The 18375-nt window shown below is 67.7% G+C and carries 19 protein-coding genes; 14 read left to right on the top strand and 5 right to left on the bottom strand.

What is annotated here, in order from left to right; translation table 11 throughout:
- Window positions 1-87: 87 nt before the first annotated feature.
- The 10 genes from DEQ92_RS11350 (at window position 88) to DEQ92_RS11305 (ending at window position 7429) form a co-directional block, all read left to right on the top strand.
- The gene (locus tag DEQ92_RS11350) at window positions 88-303 is read left to right on the top strand and encodes a DUF3311 domain-containing protein (protein WP_004975459.1); all 216 of its coding nucleotides are present in this window, start codon (window positions 88-90) and stop codon (window positions 301-303) included.
- Window positions 303-1802: a sodium:solute symporter gene (locus DEQ92_RS11345; RefSeq protein ID WP_004975458.1), complete on the top strand. Its 1500-nt coding sequence runs from the start codon at window positions 303-305 to the stop codon at window positions 1800-1802. The genes DEQ92_RS11350 and DEQ92_RS11345 overlap by 1 nt, the downstream gene beginning before the upstream one ends.
- A 76-nt stretch (window positions 1803-1878) precedes the next feature.
- Complete coding sequence (locus tag DEQ92_RS11340) at window positions 1879-2163, top strand: amphi-Trp domain-containing protein (RefSeq protein WP_004975456.1); 285 nt, start codon at window positions 1879-1881, stop codon at window positions 2161-2163.
- 108 nt (window positions 2164-2271) lie between these two features.
- On the top strand, window positions 2272-2772 hold the full coding sequence (locus DEQ92_RS11335) for a GNAT family N-acetyltransferase (RefSeq protein WP_004975454.1): 501 nt from the start codon (window positions 2272-2274) through the stop codon (window positions 2770-2772).
- A 116-nt stretch (window positions 2773-2888) separates the two neighbouring features.
- On the top strand, window positions 2889-3686 hold the full coding sequence (locus DEQ92_RS11330; RefSeq protein WP_115820787.1) for a YqcI/YcgG family protein: 798 nt from the start codon (window positions 2889-2891) through the stop codon (window positions 3684-3686).
- Between the two features lie 28 nt (window positions 3687-3714).
- Window positions 3715-4281 carry a cysteine hydrolase family protein gene (locus tag DEQ92_RS11325; protein ID WP_115820786.1) on the top strand — a complete coding sequence of 189 codons (567 nt, stop codon included), beginning with the start codon at window positions 3715-3717 and terminating at the stop codon, window positions 4279-4281.
- 75 nt (window positions 4282-4356) lie between these two features.
- The gene (locus tag DEQ92_RS11320; protein ID WP_004975446.1) at window positions 4357-4740 is read left to right on the top strand and encodes a hypothetical protein; all 384 of its coding nucleotides are present in this window, start codon (window positions 4357-4359) and stop codon (window positions 4738-4740) included.
- Window positions 4741-4857: 117 nt separating this feature from the next.
- Entirely contained in the window at window positions 4858-5982 is a 1125-nt protein-coding gene (locus DEQ92_RS11315) for a putative sulfate/molybdate transporter (protein ID WP_115805141.1), read from the top strand.
- 51 nt (window positions 5983-6033) lie between these two features.
- On the top strand, window positions 6034-6960 hold the full coding sequence (locus DEQ92_RS11310; RefSeq protein ID WP_004975440.1) for a DUF6293 family protein: 927 nt from the start codon (window positions 6034-6036) through the stop codon (window positions 6958-6960).
- 220 nt (window positions 6961-7180) lie between these two features.
- Window positions 7181-7429, top strand: a complete 249-nt coding sequence (locus DEQ92_RS11305) for a DUF4242 domain-containing protein (protein ID WP_147299488.1) — start codon at window positions 7181-7183, stop codon at window positions 7427-7429.
- 53 nt (window positions 7430-7482) lie between these two features.
- Here DEQ92_RS11305 and DEQ92_RS11300 read toward each other — a convergent pair whose 3' ends face one another.
- Complete coding sequence (locus DEQ92_RS11300; protein WP_004975435.1) at window positions 7483-8538, bottom strand: hypothetical protein; 1056 nt, start codon at window positions 8536-8538, stop codon at window positions 7483-7485.
- 69 nt (window positions 8539-8607) lie between these two features.
- Complete coding sequence (locus DEQ92_RS11295; protein WP_115820785.1) at window positions 8608-9327, bottom strand: DUF1405 domain-containing protein; 720 nt, start codon at window positions 9325-9327, stop codon at window positions 8608-8610.
- Between the two features lie 854 nt (window positions 9328-10181).
- Here DEQ92_RS11295 and pdxS point away from each other — a divergent pair.
- The gene (pdxS, locus tag DEQ92_RS11285; protein ID WP_115820783.1) at window positions 10182-11090 is read left to right on the top strand and encodes a pyridoxal 5'-phosphate synthase lyase subunit PdxS; all 909 of its coding nucleotides are present in this window, start codon (window positions 10182-10184) and stop codon (window positions 11088-11090) included.
- A 76-nt stretch (window positions 11091-11166) separates the two neighbouring features.
- On the opposite strand, the gene DEQ92_RS11280 is transcribed toward pdxS, so the two are convergent.
- From DEQ92_RS11280 to DEQ92_RS11270, 3 genes are all read right to left on the bottom strand, one after another.
- Complete coding sequence (locus tag DEQ92_RS11280; protein ID WP_115820782.1) at window positions 11167-11664, bottom strand: universal stress protein; 498 nt, start codon at window positions 11662-11664, stop codon at window positions 11167-11169.
- A 132-nt stretch (window positions 11665-11796) separates the two neighbouring features.
- Window positions 11797-12678, bottom strand: coding sequence for a homoserine kinase (locus DEQ92_RS11275; protein WP_115820781.1), 882 nt, complete (start codon window positions 12676-12678; stop codon window positions 11797-11799).
- Window positions 12679-12744: 66 nt separating this feature from the next.
- The gene (locus DEQ92_RS11270) at window positions 12745-14658 is read right to left on the bottom strand and encodes a histidine kinase N-terminal 7TM domain-containing protein (RefSeq protein WP_115820780.1); all 1914 of its coding nucleotides are present in this window, start codon (window positions 14656-14658) and stop codon (window positions 12745-12747) included.
- 96 nt (window positions 14659-14754) lie between these two features.
- On the opposite strand from DEQ92_RS11270, the gene DEQ92_RS11265 reads away from it, so the two are divergent.
- The 3 genes from DEQ92_RS11265 (at window position 14755) to DEQ92_RS11255 (ending at window position 18368) form a co-directional block, all read left to right on the top strand.
- On the top strand, window positions 14755-16068 hold the full coding sequence (locus DEQ92_RS11265; RefSeq protein WP_115820779.1) for an NAD(P)/FAD-dependent oxidoreductase: 1314 nt from the start codon (window positions 14755-14757) through the stop codon (window positions 16066-16068).
- 159 nt (window positions 16069-16227) lie between these two features.
- A complete protein-coding gene (locus tag DEQ92_RS11260) occupies window positions 16228-16887 on the top strand; it encodes a TetR/AcrR family transcriptional regulator (protein WP_115820778.1) in 660 nt (219 codons plus the stop codon).
- A complete protein-coding gene (locus DEQ92_RS11255; RefSeq protein ID WP_004975421.1) occupies window positions 16884-18368 on the top strand; it encodes an MATE family efflux transporter in 1485 nt (494 codons plus the stop codon). The genes DEQ92_RS11260 and DEQ92_RS11255 overlap by 4 nt, the downstream gene beginning before the upstream one ends.
- Window positions 18369-18375 lie beyond the last annotated feature (7 nt).

Raw genomic sequence — 18375 nt, 5'->3', positions numbered from 1 at the left:
CTGTTGAAGAAAATAGTTCTTCAATGAGGGGCAACGTAGGTCGATAGAGTAAGATTTACGCCTCGTTGTCGATTATCGTTCCTACGAATGACGCGAGTGCGCATCGACTACCGCTGGGTTGCCGTCTTCGCAATCCTCGTGACGTTCGCCGTTCCGTGGTTCCTCTGGGGCGACAGCAGGGTCTTCGCCGGCCTGCCGCTGTGGCTCTGGTGGCACATCGGCTGGATGGGGCTGACCGCAGTCGTCTTCCACCTGTTCGCCCGGACGGCGTGGGACCGCGGCATCGTCGGGGAGGGTCGCTGATGGTCTCGGCGCTCGGTATCCAACTCGGCGTCGTGGGCGCGTACCTCGTGGTCGCGCTCGCGGTCGGTTTACTCGCCTACCGCCTGACCAGCCGCGACGCCGAGGACTACTACCTCGCCGGTCGCTCCATCGGGACCGTCGTCCTCCTGTTTACGACGTTCGCGACGCTCCTGTCGGCGTTTACGTTCTTCGGCGGCCCCGACCTCGCCTACCGCGCCGGCCCCGAGTGGATTCTCGTGATGGGCGTCATGGACGGCGTGCTGTTCGCCATCCTCTGGTACGTCGTCGGCTACAAACAGTGGCTCGTCGGCCGCGCCCACGGCTACGTCACCCTCGGCGAGATGCTCGGCGACCGCTTCGGCTCGACCCGCCTGCGCGCCGTCGTCGCCGGTATCAGCCTGTTTTGGCTGTTCCCGTACGTGATGCTCCAGCAGATGGGCGCGGGCGAGGCCATCGTCGGCCTGACGAACGGGATGGTCCCGTACTGGGCCGGCGCGGCCGGTATCACGGTGTTCATGATCGCCTACGTCGTCATCGCGGGGCTCCGCGGCGTCGCGTGGACCGACACCCTCCAGGGGCTGTTCATGCTCGGCGTCGTCTGGCTCGCGGTCGGCTGGGTCGCCACCGCGGCCGGCGGCCCCACGGCGCTCTCGAACGCCCTCGCGACGAACAACCCCGAGTTCCTCTCGCTCGGCGGCGGCGTCTACTCGCCGCAGTTCATCATCTCGTCGGCCGTCACCATCGCCTTCGGCGTGGCGATGTTCCCGCAGATAAACCAGCGCTTCTTCGTCGCCAAGTCGAGCGCCGTCCTCAAGCGCTCGTTCGCCCTGTGGCCCGTCCTCGTCGTTCTGCTGTTCGTGCCCGCGTTCATCCTCGGCACGTGGGCCGCCGGCCTCGGCATCTCCGTGCCCGAGGGCGCGAACGTCCTCCCCGTGCTCCTCAACGAGTACACGCCGGTGTGGTTCGCCGCGCTCGTCATCGCCGGCGCGATGGCCGCGATGATGTCGTCGTCCGACTCGATGCTCCTCTCCGGGTCGTCGTACTTCACCCGCGACCTCTACCGCCCCTTCGTCAACCCCGACGCGAGCGAGGCCCGCGAGGCGTGGCTCGCCCGCATCGGCGTCGCCCTGTTCGCCACGCTCACCTTCGTCGCCAGCCTGTTCCGGCCCGGCACGCTCGTCTCGGTCGGCGACACCGCCTTCGGCGGGTTCGCCCAGATGGCCCTGCCGGTCATCGTCGCGCTCTACTGGGCGAGGACGACCCGAACGGGCATGTTCGCCGGCGTCCTCGGCTCGCAGGCGTTCTACCTCGCCCACGTGTTCGTCCCCGCGATAGAGGTCGGGTCGATGACGCTGTTCGGCGCGACCTACCTCACGTGGGACTACGCCCTCTGGGGGATGGCGCTGTCCGCGGTCCTGACCGTCGGCGTCTCCGCGATGACCGCCGCCGCGCCCGAGGAGAACCAGTCCCGCTTCACCGACGGCCTCCGGGCCGACTGACCCGTCGGCGCTGTCTCTCCCGTCGGTTTCGTCACCGCAACGAAGCTTAACCCCCTGCGGGTGTAACCTACGGTCCATGCCCGAAGAAGTGCTCTTCAAATCCGAGAACCGACAGGCGCGAGCGGAAATCGCGTCGTATCTCCGAACCGTCGCCGACAAGCTCGACGCGGGCGAGCCGATTACGCTGAAGTCCGGCGACCAGACCGTCACGATGGAGCCGCCCGCGTCGCCGACGTTCGAGGTGAAAGCCGAGCGCGAGGGCCCCGCGGGCGGCCCCTACGAACTGAGCATCGAGTTCGAACTGGAGTGGGACGAGGGCGCGGACGACGGAGCCGACGCCGGCGGCCTCGAAATCGAGTGAGACGGACGCGCCGGTCGTGCCCCGATTCGAGCGTGGCCGGCGCGGCGAATCGCCCCGAACGCCCAACACAGTTACTCTTTTGACATTCCCACGAGTCGTCGGTGACTCATGCAGATTCGACCGCTCCGGGCCGACGAGGTGGACGCGCTGGTTGACGACCTGTGGCTCCCGTTCGCCGAGGAGATGGGTGACATCGACGACCACGACGCGCTGGCCGAGGACGCGGACGTGCGGGCCGAGGCGCTCGACTACCGGACTGAGCAGGCGGAAGCCGAGAACACTCGAATGTTCGTCGCCGTCGCGGCCGCGGGCGCGGAATCGGACTCCGCCGAGCGGTCGCTCCGGGGCTACGTCACGGTCGCCGACGCCGACTCCCCGCCGGTGTTCGCCCGCGGGTCGGTCGCCAAGGTGAAAGAGCTCTACGTCGCACCCGAAGCGCGGGGCGAGGGCGTCGGCACGGAACTCCTCGAACGGGCCCACGAGTGGGGCCGCGACCGCGGGTGCGAGCGGGCCGCGCTGAGCGTCCACGCCGACAACGACGCCGCCCGGTCGTGTTACGAGTCGATGGGGTACGAGACGCGGTACCTGAAACTCGACCGCCCGCTCTGAGGCCGGGGACGACGGCGGCTTCGCGGATGGCGACGAGGGCCGTCACCCGTCGTTTCGAGGGTCGTGTTCGCCCCCCGAACCCGAACCCTCAAAGCCGCTGAATCCAATTGACGCGCATGAACGAGTCGGGCCACCAAGTGCTCATGGAGCAGGACGTGCTCCGCCGCCGCCTCGACGACGGCGACCTCCCCGACTGGGCGAGACAGCACTACGAGACGTTCCGCGAGACGATGCTCGGCGACCGCGACGGCGCGCCGTTCCCGTGTTACTTCGGCATCGAGTCCGAGCGCAACGGCGACGCCCTCTACACCTTCGTGGATTCGATGACCGACAAAGACGCGCTGTTGGCGCTCCGCGACACCCTCCTCGAATACCTCGACGTGTACCCGGACTACTCCGAGGCGTGCTCGCTCGTCGCGTTCTTCAAGCCGCCGGCGGAAGACCTCACCGAGGCCGACTACCACGAACACCTCTGGCACGTCCTCCAGTTCCTCCACGTCAACGACCCCGAGCCGTGGCCGGCGGACATCCCGACCGACCCCGACGACCCGACGTGGGAGTTCTCCTTCGGCGGCGAACCGATGTTCCCGACGACCCGCGCGCCGTTCTACGACGAGCGTGTCAGCCGCTACTGCCCGTGGGGCCTCGAAATCACGTTCCAGCCGCGCGCGCTGTTCGACGGCATCACCGCCGACACCGAGCCCGGCCAGAAGGCCCGCGAGGTCATTCAGGGCCGCATCGAGGAGTACGACGGGGTCTGCCCCCACGCCGACCTCGGCGACTGGGGCGTCGAGGGCGACCGCGAGTGGCCGCAGTACATGTTCTCGTCGGACGAGTCGCAAGCGCCCGACGAGTGCCCGATTCGCATCACGCGCGAGCACCCGAAGGTGCCGATGGCCCCGGCGGACGACTGATGACGGCCGCCAATTCGAGGGCCGGCCGATGACCGCCGCCGACCTCCCGGCCGACGCCGTCCTCGTCTGCGTCGACATGCAGGTCGGCTTCGACGACCTGGTGTGGGGCGACCGCAACAACCCCGAGATGGAAGCGCGCGTCGCCGACCTGCTCGCGGCGTGGCGCGCGACCGACCGCCCGGTCGTCCACGTCCGCCACGACTCCACCGAACCCGACTCGCCGCTCCGGCGCGACGGCGAGGGCTTCGCGTGGAAACCCGAGGCCGAACCCGTCGACGGCGAACCGGTGTTCACGAAGCGCGTCAACAGCGGCTTCATCGGCACCGACCTCGAAGCGTGGCTCCGCGAGCGCGACTACTCGACGCTCGTCGTCTGCGGCCTCACGACCGACCACTGCGTCTCGACGACGGCGCGGATGGCCGAGAACCTCGGCTTCGACGTGTACCTCCCCGCGGACGCGGCCGCGACGTTCGACCGCGAGGGTCACGACGGCGAGCGCTTCTCGGCCGACGAGATGCACCGCACCGCGCTGGCGCACCTGAACCGGGAGTTCGCAACCGTCGTCGACTCGGCCGACCTGTCGGCGACGCAGTGAGCGGTCGTCGCGTTCGCCGCCGGCCGTCCACGAAGCTGTAGTCAGATTTTCATATCCCCGCCGAGACGGGCGCACATGGACCGCCGATTCCTCGCCGTCGTCGGGGTGTTCGACCTGCTCATCGCCGTCGGCCTCGTGCTTCTCGGCGCGCCCGCTCACCCGCTTTCGTTCGCCCGGTTCGCGCTGTTCACCGCCGCCGGCGTGCTGTTGGTCGTCGCCGGCATCCGCGAATCGGTCGCTCTCGGGTCGACGACGCTCCGGTGGCACGTCGTCGCGGGCGCGGGCTACGTCTGCTTCGGGTTGGCCGTGCTCGCCAACGGCCTCTCGTCCGTCCTCGACGCCCGCGGCGACCCCTACTTCGGCGGGCTGTCCGCGCTCCTGCTCGCCCCCCTGATGCTGTTCATGGGCATCGATTACCTCCGCGGCGGCGTCCACTTCGACCTCTCGACGTTCGAGTGACGGCGGCTTCGGCGCCCCCGGGCGACTGCGTAATTGATTTCGGTTTCTCTCGTCGCCGACTGTCACGTCTCTCGATTACGCAAATACATTTCCCCGTCGGGGCGGAACCACCATCCGATGGGTGTCTCGTTCCCGTACGGCGACGAACTCGCGGTGGACTTCTCGTGGCACGAGTTCACCGGCGCGGTGGGAGATTCGGTTACGGTCCTCCCCATCGTCGTCGCCGTCGCCCGCCTGACGGACCTCTCGCTGGCCGTCGTGCTCGTCTGGTTCGGCGTGTTTCAGGTCGTCTGGGGGCTGTACTACGCGGTCCCGCTGTCGGTCGAACCGATGAAGGCGCTGGCGGCGCTCGTCCTCGCCGAGACGGTCACGACCGGCGAGGCGCTCCTCGCCGGGTTCGGCCTCGGCGTCGTCCTCCTCGCTATCGGCCGAACGCGCTCGCTCGACCGCGTGAGCCGCTACATCGGCGCGCCGGTCGTCCGCGGCGTCCAGTTCGGCGTCGCGCTCGTCCTCCTCTCGACCGGCCTCGAACTCGGCGCGGGCGACCTCCCGCTCGCCGGCCTCGCGGTCGCCGTCGCCGCCGTCGCCCTGCTCACCAAGCGCTCGAACCTGAGCGCCCTCGCCGTCCTCGCGGTCGGCGGCGCGGTCGCCGTCGCCGACGTTGGACACCTGTCGCTCGCGGTCCCGTCGGTCGGCGACGCCCGACTGCTCTCGCTCGATAACCTCTCGTTCTCCGTCGCTGAGGCCGCAGTCGCCCAGTTGGCGATGACCGTCGGCAACGCCGCGCTCGCCACGTCGGTCCTGCTCGCGGACTACTTCGACCGCGACGTCTCCGCCGACGAACTCGCCACCAGCATGGGCGCGATGAACCTCCTCGCGGTCCCCCTCGGCGGCTTTCCGATGTGCCACGGCAGCGGCGGCGTCGCCGGCAAGTACGCCTTCGGCGCGCGGACCGCCGGCGCGAACGTGATTCTCGGCGTCGGCTACGTCCTCGTCGCCCTGTTCGCCGTGGACGTGGTCGCCGCCTACCCGGTCGCCATGCTCGGCGTCATCCTGGCGATTATCGGCCTGCAACTGGCGCGGACGAGCCTGACCAGCCTGACCCGCGCGGACGGCTACCCCCTCGTGGTCGCTATCGGCCTCGTCGGCGTCGCGGTGAACCTCGGCGTCGCGTTCGTCGGCGGCGTGGTGGCGTGGCTGGCGTGGGAGCGCTGGGGCCACGCGGTGTGGGACGGGGAGTGACAGTCGGGCCAGTTGGTCGGATTCATAACCAACCCCGCACACGTACCACGTATGCAGACGCACATCGTTCCCGTCGGCTTCGACTACGACCGACTCATCGCGCCGCTCATCCGCGATCAGTTGGACGTGGACCGCGTCATCCTCCTCGAAGGGGCCGTCGGGAGCGAGGCGAACGTCGAGTACTCGCGGAACCTCTCGGGCAAGCTCGGCAAGGACTTCGAGAACCTCCTCGGCGCGGAGACCGAACGCGTCATCGTCGACGACGTGTACGACTACGACGCGGCGTTCGAGCAGGCGTACGACCTCATCAACGCCGAACTCGACGCCGACGACGAACTCCGCGGCGACGACGACGAACCCGGCGAGGTGTGGGTCAACGTGAGCGCGATGCCCCGGCCGGTCTCCTTCGCGTTCGCGACCGCCGCCCACTCCATCATGGTCGAGCGACAGGCCGACCGCGAGCGCATCCACACCTACTACACGGCCCCCGAGAAGTACCTCGAAACCGAACTCGCCGAGGAGTTGCGGACCGAGCGCGCGCTCCTTTCGGACCTCCTCGAATCGGGCGAAATCGACGCCGACCGCATCCGCGAGCGCCTCGACGCCACCTCCGACCTGCTGTCGGAGTTCGACGAGCGCGGGACGACCATCGGCGCGAAGCAGATTGACGGCCGCCACATCGTCGAACTCCCGGTGGCCTCCTTCTCCAACGTCAAACCGTTCGAGGAGGTCATCCTGTTCAAACTCGGCGAGCACGGCGAGTTCGGCTCGGTCTCCGAACTCGCGGAGGCGCTCGCCCGCGAGATGAACGAGGAGTACACCGACTCCTTCCGGTCGAAGGTCATCTACAACGTCGACCGCCTCGGCCCCGGCGGCAAGGGCTACATCGAACAGGAAGAACGCGGGAAGTCCTACCGGACGCGCCTCTCCCGAATCGGCCAGCTGTGGGTCCGCGCCCACGCCGACAGCGACGAGTGAGCCGTCGGTGAAGCGGGCTACGGGAGAGAACCGATTCACCCCGGACCGCACGGATGCGGCGTTCGTCACGATGTCGCGAATCTGGCGACCATCTGAATATATCTCGTGTGGTTCGAGCCGGGGAATACTCGACTAAGCTGGCGTCTGACACTTGTATCAGGATGTTCTGGTAAATAATAAAGAACGATTATCCGCGCTGGCGTGCTATACACTAGCAACCATGCCGCTATACATGGACGTACACCGGAACGTAGAGGGAAGTGCGAAAGACGTCGCGGAGGCCCACCGCGCCGACCTCGAGACGCAGGGCAAGTACGGAGTGAACTACAAGCACTACTGGGTCGACGAGAAGGACGGCGCGGTCTTCTGTCTCTTCGAGGCACCGAACAAGGAGGCCGGGGCGAAAGTCCACGAAGAGGCCCACGGCCTCGTCGCCGACGAGATATTCGAAGTACAGCAAGGCGAGTAACGCGGCCAGCGCACCCCTCGACGCGTCTCTTTGGAGCGGCCGGGTTTCGGTTCTTAGAACTCCAGCCCCGACGGGTCGTCGCCCGGTTCGAGCGGGCTCGTCGGCAGTCCCGCCGGCGGCTCGGGAAGGTTGTACTCGCCGGGAGCCACGTCGTTCGGACCGTCGGGGTAGAACACCGACGCGAGCAGTTGGATGTGGTCCCGGCCCACGTCGAGTTCGAACTGGCCGCCGCCGTACAGCGACATCCCGCGTTCGTCGGCGTACTCGATGGTGTCGAACAGCGACTCGACCGTGCCGAACCGCGAGGGCTTGATATTCAGCCACGACGGCTCGAACGGCAGGCTCTCGACGGATTCGACGCCGGTAATCGGGGCGTCCCACGAGACGCGGCCCTCGTGTCCGTCGAACAGCGGGCGCGTCTCGTCGGTGAACGCCGGGTCCTCGACGACGGCGTCGGGGAAGCCCGACAGGATGCGCTCGTAGAGTTCCGGGTCGGGTGCTTGGTCCACGTCGGTCCCCTCGTACTGACCCTTGAGGTCGAGGATGCGGACGCGGTCGTGGGCGGCGAGCGACGACACAAGCTCATCGTGCCAGTCAGTTGTCGGGTCGAGTTTGAACTCGCAGTCGGGGTCGCGGTCGAGGAGCATCTCGACGCGGTCGGCCGACGGCGGGTCGCCGAGGCGGGTGCTCACGACGAACCGAAGCGGGTCACGCTCGCGGTCGACGGCGGACGCGAGGTCCGTGCCGGCCTGTCGGAGCGCGAGGTCGAGCCCGGCGGATTCGAGCGCCCAGCGCCGGTAGTGTTCGGCCGTCTCGCGCTCGGGCACCTTCGTCGGAAACAGGTCGACCCCGTCGAGCGCCGCGGAGAAGTCGGCGAACGAGTCGTAGCTGCCGGCGAGGTCGAAGGCGTCCTCGGGGGCGTCCGCGAGGGCGTCGTGGTCCTCCGTGTCGTAGGTCACGTCCTCGCCGCGGCCGACCGCGCCGTCGCCGGCGAGCGAGAACACCGTCGTCTTGCGTAGGAAGCCGCTCGACGTGTCGCTCTCGAAGCGGTCGCGGGAGACGGACTCGACGGTCAGCGGCAGGTCGGCCACGCGGTCGAAGAGGCGCATGGCCCGTCGGTTAGGGTCGGCGGGACAAAAGGCTACGTCCGAGTCGGCCGACGCGTCGTCGGTTCTCGGTCAGTCGATGCCGCCCCGTTCGAGCTTCGCGACCCGCGTCGCGAGCGCGAGGAACGTCGCCGCGACCGTCAGGAGGACCGCGCCCGCCGCGGCGTACTCGTGGGCGGGCGAAACGTGCTGAACGACGCCGTCGACGATTGGCTCGGCCGGGATGAGCGTGTGGTGGGGCGTGCCCACGATGGGAACGAAGTAGTCCACGAGGTCGTTGAGGCCGTACCAGCCGACCGCGATGAGGACGGCGAGCGACGGGAACTCGGCGTACCGCTGGATGAGGAAGGCCTCGACGACCATGGCGAGGTGGCTCCAAAAGAGGAAGTTGTACATCGCCCAGTGGAGGTACGAGAAGTCGCTTTTGAACACGAGGAGGACGTACGGCGTCCACAGCCCGAGTTTGAGACAGCCGAAGAAGGCGAGGGCGTTGACGTACTCGTTGGACCGCCCGAGTTTCCAGAGCGCGAGCGACAGCGCGATGAACAGCGTGGCGACCGGGCTGTCGGGGACGAGCGGCCACATCACGACCGGTTCGATGCTGAACTGGTAGCCGTAGTACCAGAATCCGAAGGCGGTCCCGACGAGGTTGATGACGACCACGAGCCACGCGATGTTGAGACCGAAGTTCTCCAGCCACTCCGGCAGGGGTGCGAGCCACCGCGGGAGGTCGGTCCCCGCCGGGAGGTCGTCGTCGTCGAGCAGTCGGCGCAGTCGGGTCGCCGCGTCCATACCCACGCCGAAGCGGGGGGATGCAAAAGTGATGCCGGTCTCGGTGACTGCGGCCGGTGTCGGCGGTTGGGAGATCACGCTGGCGGCGCTGTTGAAGTCTTCAGCCGCTGATAGTTTACTGAGGGCGTGCTGAATACAGCGCGCAAGTCGGTCACGACACGACGGTTCAGTCAGGGTAGCCGGTTCGCCCAGCACATGGTGTCAATTTATTAATTGGTGGCCGCTATCTTCTCCCATGTCGTCCCTCCACGAATCGTCCCCTTCGAGAGGAAGTTGGAAGCGAGCAATCCTACGCGGTGTCGTTGCGAGCGTCGTGTATACTGGCCTCGTTTTTGGGTACAGCGCACTCGCGTCCGACGTACAAATCACCGGCTCGTTCTGGCCATCTTTTGGGATTGGATTACCCTTCGCATTCGGCACGATTGGAATCCCCATCGTGTTGTGGATTCGCTATCGGATTCGAGGCCCTGCCATTCTCATGGGATTCGTTTTGCTGTTCTGGCACGTCTTGATTTACGTGCCCGTTCTTGGGGCTGAAGGAGGTGACGCGCCTGCGTTCGCCTTAGTACTCTTCTGGGCACCGTTCTACCTGCTCGCCTATGCGCTCCTCGCCGGAGGGGAGTATTGGCTCCGGAGACGAGAGGTCGCAACCGCAGTACCACAGACCTAATCTGCGTTGGTGAACCCGTGCTGAATACACCCTCTGAGTGTTGCACGCGACATCTGTCAAAAAACCGAGCCGTTCAACAGAATCACCACAACTCGACCCGAGCGCGAAACACGACCTGTGCGGAATGCGAACGGTTGACGGATGGAAGCGACCGCTTAAGTAAACCCAGTCGCAAGCGACGGATATGCCAGAGGAGACCGACCTGGAGGAGCTTCGGCGCGGGACCGAACTCGTCAAGCGCGGGTTCGCCCAGATGCAGAAGGGCGGCGTCATCATGGACGTCGTCGACGCAGAGCAAGCGAAAATCGCGGAGGAGGCCGGCGCGGTCGCCGTCATGGCGCTCGAAGCCGTCCCGGCGGACATCCGCAAGCGCGGCGGGGTCTCCCGGATGGCCGACCCCGAGACGGTCAAGGAGATTATCGACGCCGTCTCCATCCCGGTGATGGGCAAGGCCCGCATCGGCCACTACACCGAGGCGCAGATTCTCGAGTCCATCGGCGTCGACATGATAGACGAGAGCGAGGTGCTCACCCCGGCGGACAACGACTACCACATCGACAAGCGCGAGTTCACCTCGCCGTTCGTCTGCGGCGCGCGCAACCTCCCCGAGGCGCTCCGCCGCATCAACGAGGGCGCGGCGATGATTCGAACCAAGGGCGAGGCCGGCACGGGCGACGTGAACCAGGCCGTCACGCACCAGCGCACCATCAAACACCAGATTCGGACGCTGACCGGTCTCAACTTCGACGAGCGCGAGAAGTGGGCCCGCGAGCACGAAGCGCCCGCCGAACTCGTCCACGAGACGGCCGAGATGGGTCGCCTGCCGGTCGTCAACTTCGCGGCCGGCGGCATCGCCACGCCCGCCGACGCCGCGCTCATGATGTACCACGAGTGCGACGGCATCTTCGTGGGCTCCGGCATCTTCGGCGCGGAGGACCCGGAACAGATGGGTGAGGCCATCGTCGAGGCCGTCAACAACTGGGACGACCCCGACACACTCGCCGACATCGCCGCCGGCATCGGCAAGGGCATGAAAGGCGAGGCGAACGTCGGCATGGCCGACGAGGACAAGCTGCAGGACCGCGGCGTCTAGCGCGGCGACACCCGACGACGACCGGCCGTCTCGGTTTTCGATTCGGTTTTTCTTGCGACTCGGCGCGCCGCCCGCTTCAGGCGAGGAGTCCCGACTTCCCCTTCCCCTTCCCGTCGTCCGACGACTCCTCGCCGAGGAGGACGGTGACCGGGCCGTCGAAGTTGAGCATGACCGACTGCGTCAGGTCCCGGGAGATGAGCTTGCCGGCGGGCGAGCGGCGGCGACCGGAGATGAAGAGGTGGTCGCAGCCCTCCCAGCGGGCCGTTTCGAGGATGGTGTCGGCCTCGGGGCCGATGTCGGCGACGATGCGATAATCGAGGTCCAGTCCCTCGAACGCCTCGCGGGCGACGCGCTTGGCGCGACGGGTGGCCGACTCGATGGCCTGGTCGATGCCGTAGACGACGTCCGAGGAGCCGACGCTGGCGAGCGCCGAGCGGGTCCGTTCGAACTCCTCGTCCGGGAGAACCGTGAGGACGACGAGTTCCGCACCGCTGCCGGCGGCCAGTTCGCCGGCCTCGCGGAGGATTCGGTGCGACCGTTCTTCGGGGGAGACGACGACGAGTGCTCGTTCCATGGTCGAATATATCGTGATAGTGAGAAAAGTCTTCTCGGAATCGTGTTACCAACGACCGCGTCAACGCGTTGCAGTAGCTCAGACGCGGGAAGAGACGAGAATCGTGCGTGCGAGTGGTTCTCTCTGTACCACTCAGAGTTCGAATACTTCTGCCCCGCGACCGACCCGCGTCTTGTAGGCGCGGGCGTCCACGTCTGCCTCGTCGAACGCTTCGAGCATCGCGCCGGCGACGCGGGTGCGGTCGGCCGCTTGGCAGACGCCGAGGACCGAGGGACCGGCACCGGAGACGGTGACGCCGGACGCGCCCGCGTCGAGGGCGGCCTCGCGGACCGCGTGGTAGCCGTTGATGAGTTCAGCCCGCGCGGGCGTGACGACGCGGTCGTGCATCCCCGCGCCGACGAGGTCGGGGTCGCGGCGGCACATCCCGACCGCGAGGGTCGCCGCCCGGCCGACCGTGTGGACCATGTCCTCGATGCTGGCGTCGCTCGGGACGACTCGTCGGGCGTCGCGGGTCGAGACGGCGATTTCGGGGAGGCAGGCGACGAGCGGGATGTCGGCGTCGACGGTCGTGACGCCCTCGTCGGTCGCGACGGTGAAGCCGCCGAGGAGCGCGGGCGCGACGTTGTCGGCGTGGGCCTCGCCGGAGACGACCGCCTCGCCCTCGGCGGCGACGGGGACGAGTTCCTCGCGGGAGAGCCCGCGATCGTACAGCTCGTTCAGCGCGACCGCGGCGGCGGCCGAGCTCGCCGCCGACGAGCCGAGTCCGGACGACGGGCGGACGCCCTTGTCGATGCGGATGTGCGCGGGGGCGTCGAGCGCCTCCGCGACCGCCCCGACGACGTTCCGGTCGGGGTCGGTCGGGATGTACTGGCTGCCGACGCCGGTCACTTCGATTGTCGTCCGGTCCGCCCGTTCGACGTGAACGATGTCGGCGGGGCGGTCGAGAGCCACGCCGAAGACATCGAACCCACTTCCGAGGTTGGCGCTCGTGGCGGGTGCGCGGACCGTAACCATGCCCCGCTGTTGCCTTATCGCAGATAAAAATGTGGCGAACGTCGCAACCGACCCCTCGTCGCGCGCTCAGTCGCTCGTCGACTGCTCCGCGTTCGCGGGCTCGGGGTCGGTCTCGACGCCGGTGAACTCGAACCGCGCCCCGCCAGCGTCCGACTCGCCGAGGCTGACGGACCAACCGTGGGCGTCCGCAATCGTCTTGACGATGGGCAGGCCGAATCCGGTCCCGTTCTCGTGGGTCGTGTACCCCCGCTCGAACACGTCCGCTCGCTCGGACTCCGGAATGCCCGGCCCGTCGTCTTCGACGTAGAAGCCGCCGTCGAGCGCGCCGACGGCGACGGTGAGCGCGTCGTCGTCTTCGCTCCCGTGCTCGACGGCGTCACCGGACACAGTCCGGTTGCCTGTAGAACCGTGTTCTACAGCGTCGTCGGATGGAATCCGACTGCCTGTGGAACCGTGTTCCACAGCGTCACCAGACGTAGTCTGGTTGCCCGTGGAACCATGTTCCACGGCGTCGCCGGGAGCATCCCGGCGGCCTGTCGAGCCGTGCTCGACAGCGTTCCGAAACAGGTTCTCGAACAGCTGGCGGAGTCGTCCTCGGTCGGCGGCGATAGTCCGGTCGGCCCGAACGTCGAGGGCCGCGTCGCCGACGACCGTGCCGTCCCACGCCTCCTGTGCGACCGTTCGCAGCGCGACCGGCGTCACGTCGGTGAGCGTCTCGCCCTCGCGGGCCAGCGTGAGCAGGTCCTCGATGATGTTCTCCATCCGGTCGTGGGCGTCCTCGATTCGCTCGAAGTACTCCTCGTCGCCGGTCTCGGCTGCGAGTTCGAGGTAGCCGCGGGCGACGGTGAGCGGATTCCGCAGGTCGTGAGAGACGACCGACGCGAACTCGTCGAGCCGCTCGTTTTGGCGTTCGAGCCGTCGCTCGCGTTCGACCCGTTCTGTCACGTCGCGGAGGAGGACGAGCGTCCCCGTCATGTTCGCCTCGTCGCCCAGCGGCGTCGTCTCTACGAGGAGGGCGCGCTCGCCGTCGTCCGTCGGGACCGTCGTCTCCGTCTCCGCGTCGGACTGCGGAACGCCGTCGAGCGCGTCGACGATTTCCGCGGGGAGGACGCGCACGACCGACCGTCCGTAGGCGTCCGAGAGGGGAAGCGAGAGGAACTGCTCGCCAGCGGGGTTGACGTCGATGACGCGCCCGTCGCCGTCGAGGACGAGCGCGGCGTCGTGCATCGACTCGACGGCCGACTCCCACGCGACGGGGACGAGCGTGAACAGTCGGTGTCGGAAGACGCTCCAGGCGACCGCCCCCGAGGCGACCGAGAAGGCCAGCACGGGGATGTTGAGACCTGGAACGGGGCTCAGGCCGGCGACGTAGACGACGCCGCCCACGGTCGGGACCAGTCCGCCGCCGAGGAGGGCGAGCGTCTGCTTCCGGTAGATGCCGTCGGACCGCAGGAGCGTCCGGCCGAGGGTGGCGCACCCGAACAGGATGAGGGCGTAGGCGTAGACGATGAAGCCGGCGAAGGCGACGCCGTGTTCGTTGACGAGAACGACGTAGCCGTGGTCGGCGTCGAGCCAAAGGTCGGTCCAGATGAGGCCGTGCCACGAGTTCGTCAGCACGAGCGCGACGACGGCGACTGGCACGGACCCGAGCGCCGCCCACGCGACTCGGGACTCCAGTTTCACGCCCGCGTGGCGCATCACGTACGCGAACCACAGGAGCGGGAGCGGCGCGATGCCGAAGTAGCCGAGTTGGTTCAAGAGGACCTTCGTCGAGAAGTCGGTCAGGGAGAGTTCGAGCGCGTACGTCCCCATCCAGAGCCCGGACGCGAACAGCAGGAGGGCACCGAGGGTCGCGCCGGGGACGAGGCGACGCTCCGTCCGGCGGCGAAAGAGGTACGCGCCGAGCGCGACGAAGAGGGCCGCACCGATTCCGATGGGAATCGTGTACGGCGTCGCTTGCCAGTACGGAGCGCCGTGCATGCCCGGCTTTCTGTCGACAGGGGTTAAAACTCCCACCGTCGGCGGCGGACCCGGCCAATCAGAAAGGACTTTCCACCCGACGCCGAACGTCGGGGCATGATAGGCATCGTCGGCGGCGGCATCGCGGGCCTCGCCGCGGCGTACCGACTCCAGAACCGGGGTCACGACGTTCGAGTCTTCGAGGCGGCCGACTCTCTCGGCGGCCTCGCCGCAACCTACGAGACGGACGGCGACGACATCGAGAAGTTCTACCACCACCTCTCGAAGTCCGAAGAGACCATCGTCGAACTCGCCGGGGAACTCGGCCTCGAAGACGACCTTGAGTGGCGCATCGGCAAGAACGCCTACTACGTCGATGGCGTCGTCCACCCGCTGGACACCGCCTGGCAAATCGCCGCCTACCCCCACATGAGCCTCTACGACAAGTTCCGCCTCGGCATGCTCACCCTCGGCGTCGACGTCCGCGGTGGCGTCCCCGACTTCGACGCCTACGAGGAACTCGCCGAGTACGAACACACGCCCATCGAGGAGTTCGTCGTCGAGCACACCACCCGCGGCGTCTACGACAACTTCGTCGACCCGCTCCTCGACGGGAAGTTCGGCGAGCGCAAGCACGACGTGTCGGCGTCGTGGTTCCTCGGGCGCGTCCGCTTCCGCGGCGAGCGCGACCTGCTGCGCGGGGAGAAACTCGGCTACTTCGACGGCGGCTTCGCGCCCTTCATCGACGCGCTCGTCGAGGCGGTCGGCCGCGAGCACATCGAGACCGGCGCGCGCGTGACGGAACTCGACACCGACGGCGAGGCGGTCTCGACGCTGACCGTCGACACCGACGACGGGACCGAGACCCACGAGGTGGAGTCGGTCGTCGTGGCGACGATGCCGAACGTGCTCGAAGACCTCACGGGGTTCCCCTGCGACATCGACTTCCAGGGGGCGGTCTGCGGGCTGGCGACCATGTCGGAGTCGCTGATGGACACCTACTGGCTCAACATCGCCCACGACGCGCCGTTCGGGTCGCTCATCGAGCACACGAACTTCGTGCCGAAGGAACGCTACGGCGGCGACCACCTCTTGTACGTCGCGAGCTACGTGCAGGGGCCGCACGAGGACCTCTGGCAGATGAGCGACGAGGAGGTCGAAGACGCGTGGTTCGACGAGATAGCGGACATGTTCCCCGAGTTCGACCGGTCGGCGGTCGAGGAGTTCCGCATCGCTCGCAACCCGCGGGCGGGGCCGGTGTACGAGCGGGGCTACCTCGACCTCGTGGTGCCGTACGACCTCGGTGACGACGTGGCCGAGGGGGTCTACTACGCGGGGATGGCGTCGGAAGCGCAGTACCCCGAACGGTCGCTCAACGGCGGCATCGTCGCCGGCTACGAGGTCGCCGACCGCATCGACCGCAGCCTGTAGCGCGACCGTAACGCCGACGCTCTCGGACTGTTCCGACCTTCTCGCGGGAGGCCGTCCCACAGCGTGCCGATTTCTCTCGTGGCGCACCGTCGCACACTTACCGGCAACTTGTTTCTCGTTCGCAACTTCTTTTTAAGTAGCTGACTGACTAGTCAGTTAGTGGGTGCAGACGAAACGCCGGACCAGTCGGTCCCCGACGAGGTCCACGAAGAACTGATGGCCGCGACCTACCGGGCGCTGTGCGCCCACGGCTACGCGGACCTGACGATGCAACGAATCGCCGACGAGGCCGGAAAGAGCAAGTCCCTCCTCCACTACCACTACGGGACGAAACAGGAGCTGCTCGTCGCGTTCCTCGGCTACCTGTTCGACCGGTTCGAGGAGCGGGTCGCCGCGACCGAGGGCGACGCCCCCGAGACGCGCCTCCGGGTCCTCCTCGACAAGATGGTCCCCGACGGCGACGACGACGGCGACTACGACCGCTTCGGGCTCGCCCTCAACGAACTGCGGACGCAGGCCCCGTACGTCGAGGCCTACCGCGAGCAGGTCGCCCGGAACGAGGCGATTATCCGCCGCCGCCTCGCCGACATCATCCGCGAGGGCGTCGAGGAAGGCCACTTCCGCGAGGTCGACGCGGACCGAACCGCGTCGCTCCTCTTCGCGGCGCTCGACGGCGCGCGCCTCCAACGCGTCGCCGTGACCGACCCCTCGGGAACCGAGACGGCGAGCCAGTCCGCCTTCGACGCGCCCACCGAGGTCCGCGCCGCGCTCGACGAGTTCGTCGTCGAGAACCTCGTGCGCGAGGAGGGCGACGAATGAGCGCGAAGGCGAAAGACGTCAACCTCGTCGACGGCGACCTCGTCAAGCCGATGTTGGTGCTGTCGCTGCCGCTCGTCTTCTCGCAGATCATGCAGGTGGCGTACAACCTCGCCGACACCTTCTGGGTCGGTCGCGTCGGCTCCGAGGCCGTCTCGGCGCTGTCCTTTTCGTGGCCGCTCGTCTTCCTCATGATTTCGTTCGGCGGCGGGTTCACCGTCGCCGGGACGGTCCTCGTCGCCCAGAACAAGGGCGCGGGTAACCACGACGAGGTCGACCACGCCGCCGGGCAGACCCTCGGGTTCGTCATCCTGCTTTCGGCCGGGTTCGCGCTCATCGGCTATCTGTTGACGCCGATACTGCTCCCGCTCATCGGGACGACACCCGGCACCGAAGTCCACCAGTTGGCGGTCGACTACACGCGCACCATCTTCCTCGGCGTCGCGTTCATGTTCGGCTTCTTCATCTTCCAGGCGCTGCTCCGCGGGTGGGGCGACACCAAGACGCCGATGTACCTGATGGGTCTCGGCGTCGTCATCAACGTCTTCCTCGACCCGTTTCTCATCCTCGGGTTCAACGCGAACCCGATATTCGGCCTCGTCGGTCTCGAAGGCCTCGGACAGTCGCTGTTCGCCGCGACCGGCTTCACCGGCTTCGGCGTGCAGGGCGCGGCCATCGCCACGGTGTTCTCCCGCGGCGTCGGCGCGCTCGTCGGCTTCTGGCTCCTGCTTTCGGGCCGGGTCGGCATCAGCCTCTCGCCGCGCGACCTGATTCCGGAGCGCGAGATGGTCGAGCGCATCGTCCGCATCGGCGCGCCGTCGAGCATCGAGCAGTCGACCCGCGCGCTCGGCGTGACCGCCCTCACGGCGCTCGTCGCCTACGCCGCCGTCAACGCCGGCGGGGCCAGCACCGAGACCGCGGTCGCCGCGTTCGGTATCGGCAACCGCCTCAACTCGCTCGTCTTCCTGCCGGCCATCGGCCTCGCGCAGGGGACCTCGACGGTCGTCGGCCAGAACCTCGGCGCTGACCAGGCCGAGCGCGCCGAGCGCGCGGTTTTCTGGGGCGTCGGCATCATCGTCACCGCGCTGGTGTTCGTCTCCGCCATCGCCTACCTGTTCGCCGAACCCATCGTCGCGGTGTTCATCCCCGGCGAGGAGGAAGTCATCGCCATCGGCGTGGACTACCTGCGCATCATCGGTCCGACGTTCCTGTTCCTCGGGGCGTTCAACGTCGTCAACGGCGGGTTCCGCGGGAGCGGGTCCACCCGGACGGCGATGGTGTTCTCGCTCATCTCGCTGTGGGTGCTGCGCATCCCGGCGTCGTTCGTGCTCGTGGAGTTCTTCTCCATGGGTCCGACCGGCATCTGGTACGGCATCGCCTTCTCGAACGTCGGGGTGGCGCTGCTCGCGTTCGCGTGGTTCACCCGCGGGACGTGGAAAAACAGCGTCGTCGACGTCGGCCCCCGCGTGCCGTCCGACGATTAGAACCGGC

It is taken from the genome of Haloferax sp. Atlit-6N (assembly GCF_003383195.1).
Taxonomy (GTDB): domain Archaea; phylum Halobacteriota; class Halobacteria; order Halobacteriales; family Haloferacaceae; genus Haloferax; species Haloferax gibbonsii.
Note: the sequence above shows the minus strand (reverse complement) of the source record. Positions and strands in the feature narration are given on the sequence as shown.

What these genes read in the sequence shown, in the direction of transcription:
- DEQ92_RS11350 (WP_004975459.1), top strand. Translation starts at nt 88, where the DNA reads ATGACGCGAGTGCGCATCGACTACCGCTGGGTTGCCGTCTTCGCAATC.
- DEQ92_RS11345 (WP_004975458.1), top strand. Translation starts at nt 303, where the DNA reads ATGGTCTCGGCGCTCGGTATCCAACTCGGCGTCGTGGGCGCGTACCTC.
- DEQ92_RS11340 (WP_004975456.1), top strand. Translation starts at nt 1,879, where the DNA reads ATGCCCGAAGAAGTGCTCTTCAAATCCGAGAACCGACAGGCGCGAGCG.
- DEQ92_RS11335 (WP_004975454.1), top strand. Translation starts at nt 2,272, where the DNA reads ATGCAGATTCGACCGCTCCGGGCCGACGAGGTGGACGCGCTGGTTGAC.
- DEQ92_RS11330 (WP_115820787.1), top strand. Translation starts at nt 2,889, where the DNA reads ATGAACGAGTCGGGCCACCAAGTGCTCATGGAGCAGGACGTGCTCCGC.
- DEQ92_RS11325 (WP_115820786.1), top strand. Translation starts at nt 3,715, where the DNA reads ATGACCGCCGCCGACCTCCCGGCCGACGCCGTCCTCGTCTGCGTCGAC.
- DEQ92_RS11320 (WP_004975446.1), top strand. Translation starts at nt 4,357, where the DNA reads ATGGACCGCCGATTCCTCGCCGTCGTCGGGGTGTTCGACCTGCTCATC.
- DEQ92_RS11315 (WP_115805141.1), top strand. Translation starts at nt 4,858, where the DNA reads ATGGGTGTCTCGTTCCCGTACGGCGACGAACTCGCGGTGGACTTCTCG.
- DEQ92_RS11310 (WP_004975440.1), top strand. Translation starts at nt 6,034, where the DNA reads ATGCAGACGCACATCGTTCCCGTCGGCTTCGACTACGACCGACTCATC.
- DEQ92_RS11305 (WP_147299488.1), top strand. Translation starts at nt 7,181, where the DNA reads ATGCCGCTATACATGGACGTACACCGGAACGTAGAGGGAAGTGCGAAA.
- DEQ92_RS11300 (WP_004975435.1), bottom strand. Translation starts at nt 8,538, where the DNA reads ATGCGCCTCTTCGACCGCGTGGCCGACCTGCCGCTGACCGTCGAGTCC.
- DEQ92_RS11295 (WP_115820785.1), bottom strand. Translation starts at nt 9,327, where the DNA reads ATGGACGCGGCGACCCGACTGCGCCGACTGCTCGACGACGACGACCTC.
- pdxS (WP_115820783.1), top strand. Translation starts at nt 10,182, where the DNA reads ATGCCAGAGGAGACCGACCTGGAGGAGCTTCGGCGCGGGACCGAACTC.
- DEQ92_RS11280 (WP_115820782.1), bottom strand. Translation starts at nt 11,664, where the DNA reads ATGGAACGAGCACTCGTCGTCGTCTCCCCCGAAGAACGGTCGCACCGA.
- DEQ92_RS11275 (WP_115820781.1), bottom strand. Translation starts at nt 12,678, where the DNA reads ATGGTTACGGTCCGCGCACCCGCCACGAGCGCCAACCTCGGAAGTGGG.
- DEQ92_RS11270 (WP_115820780.1), bottom strand. Translation starts at nt 14,658, where the DNA reads ATGCACGGCGCTCCGTACTGGCAAGCGACGCCGTACACGATTCCCATC.
- DEQ92_RS11265 (WP_115820779.1), top strand. Translation starts at nt 14,755, where the DNA reads ATGATAGGCATCGTCGGCGGCGGCATCGCGGGCCTCGCCGCGGCGTAC.
- DEQ92_RS11255 (WP_004975421.1), top strand. Translation starts at nt 16,884, where the DNA reads ATGAGCGCGAAGGCGAAAGACGTCAACCTCGTCGACGGCGACCTCGTC.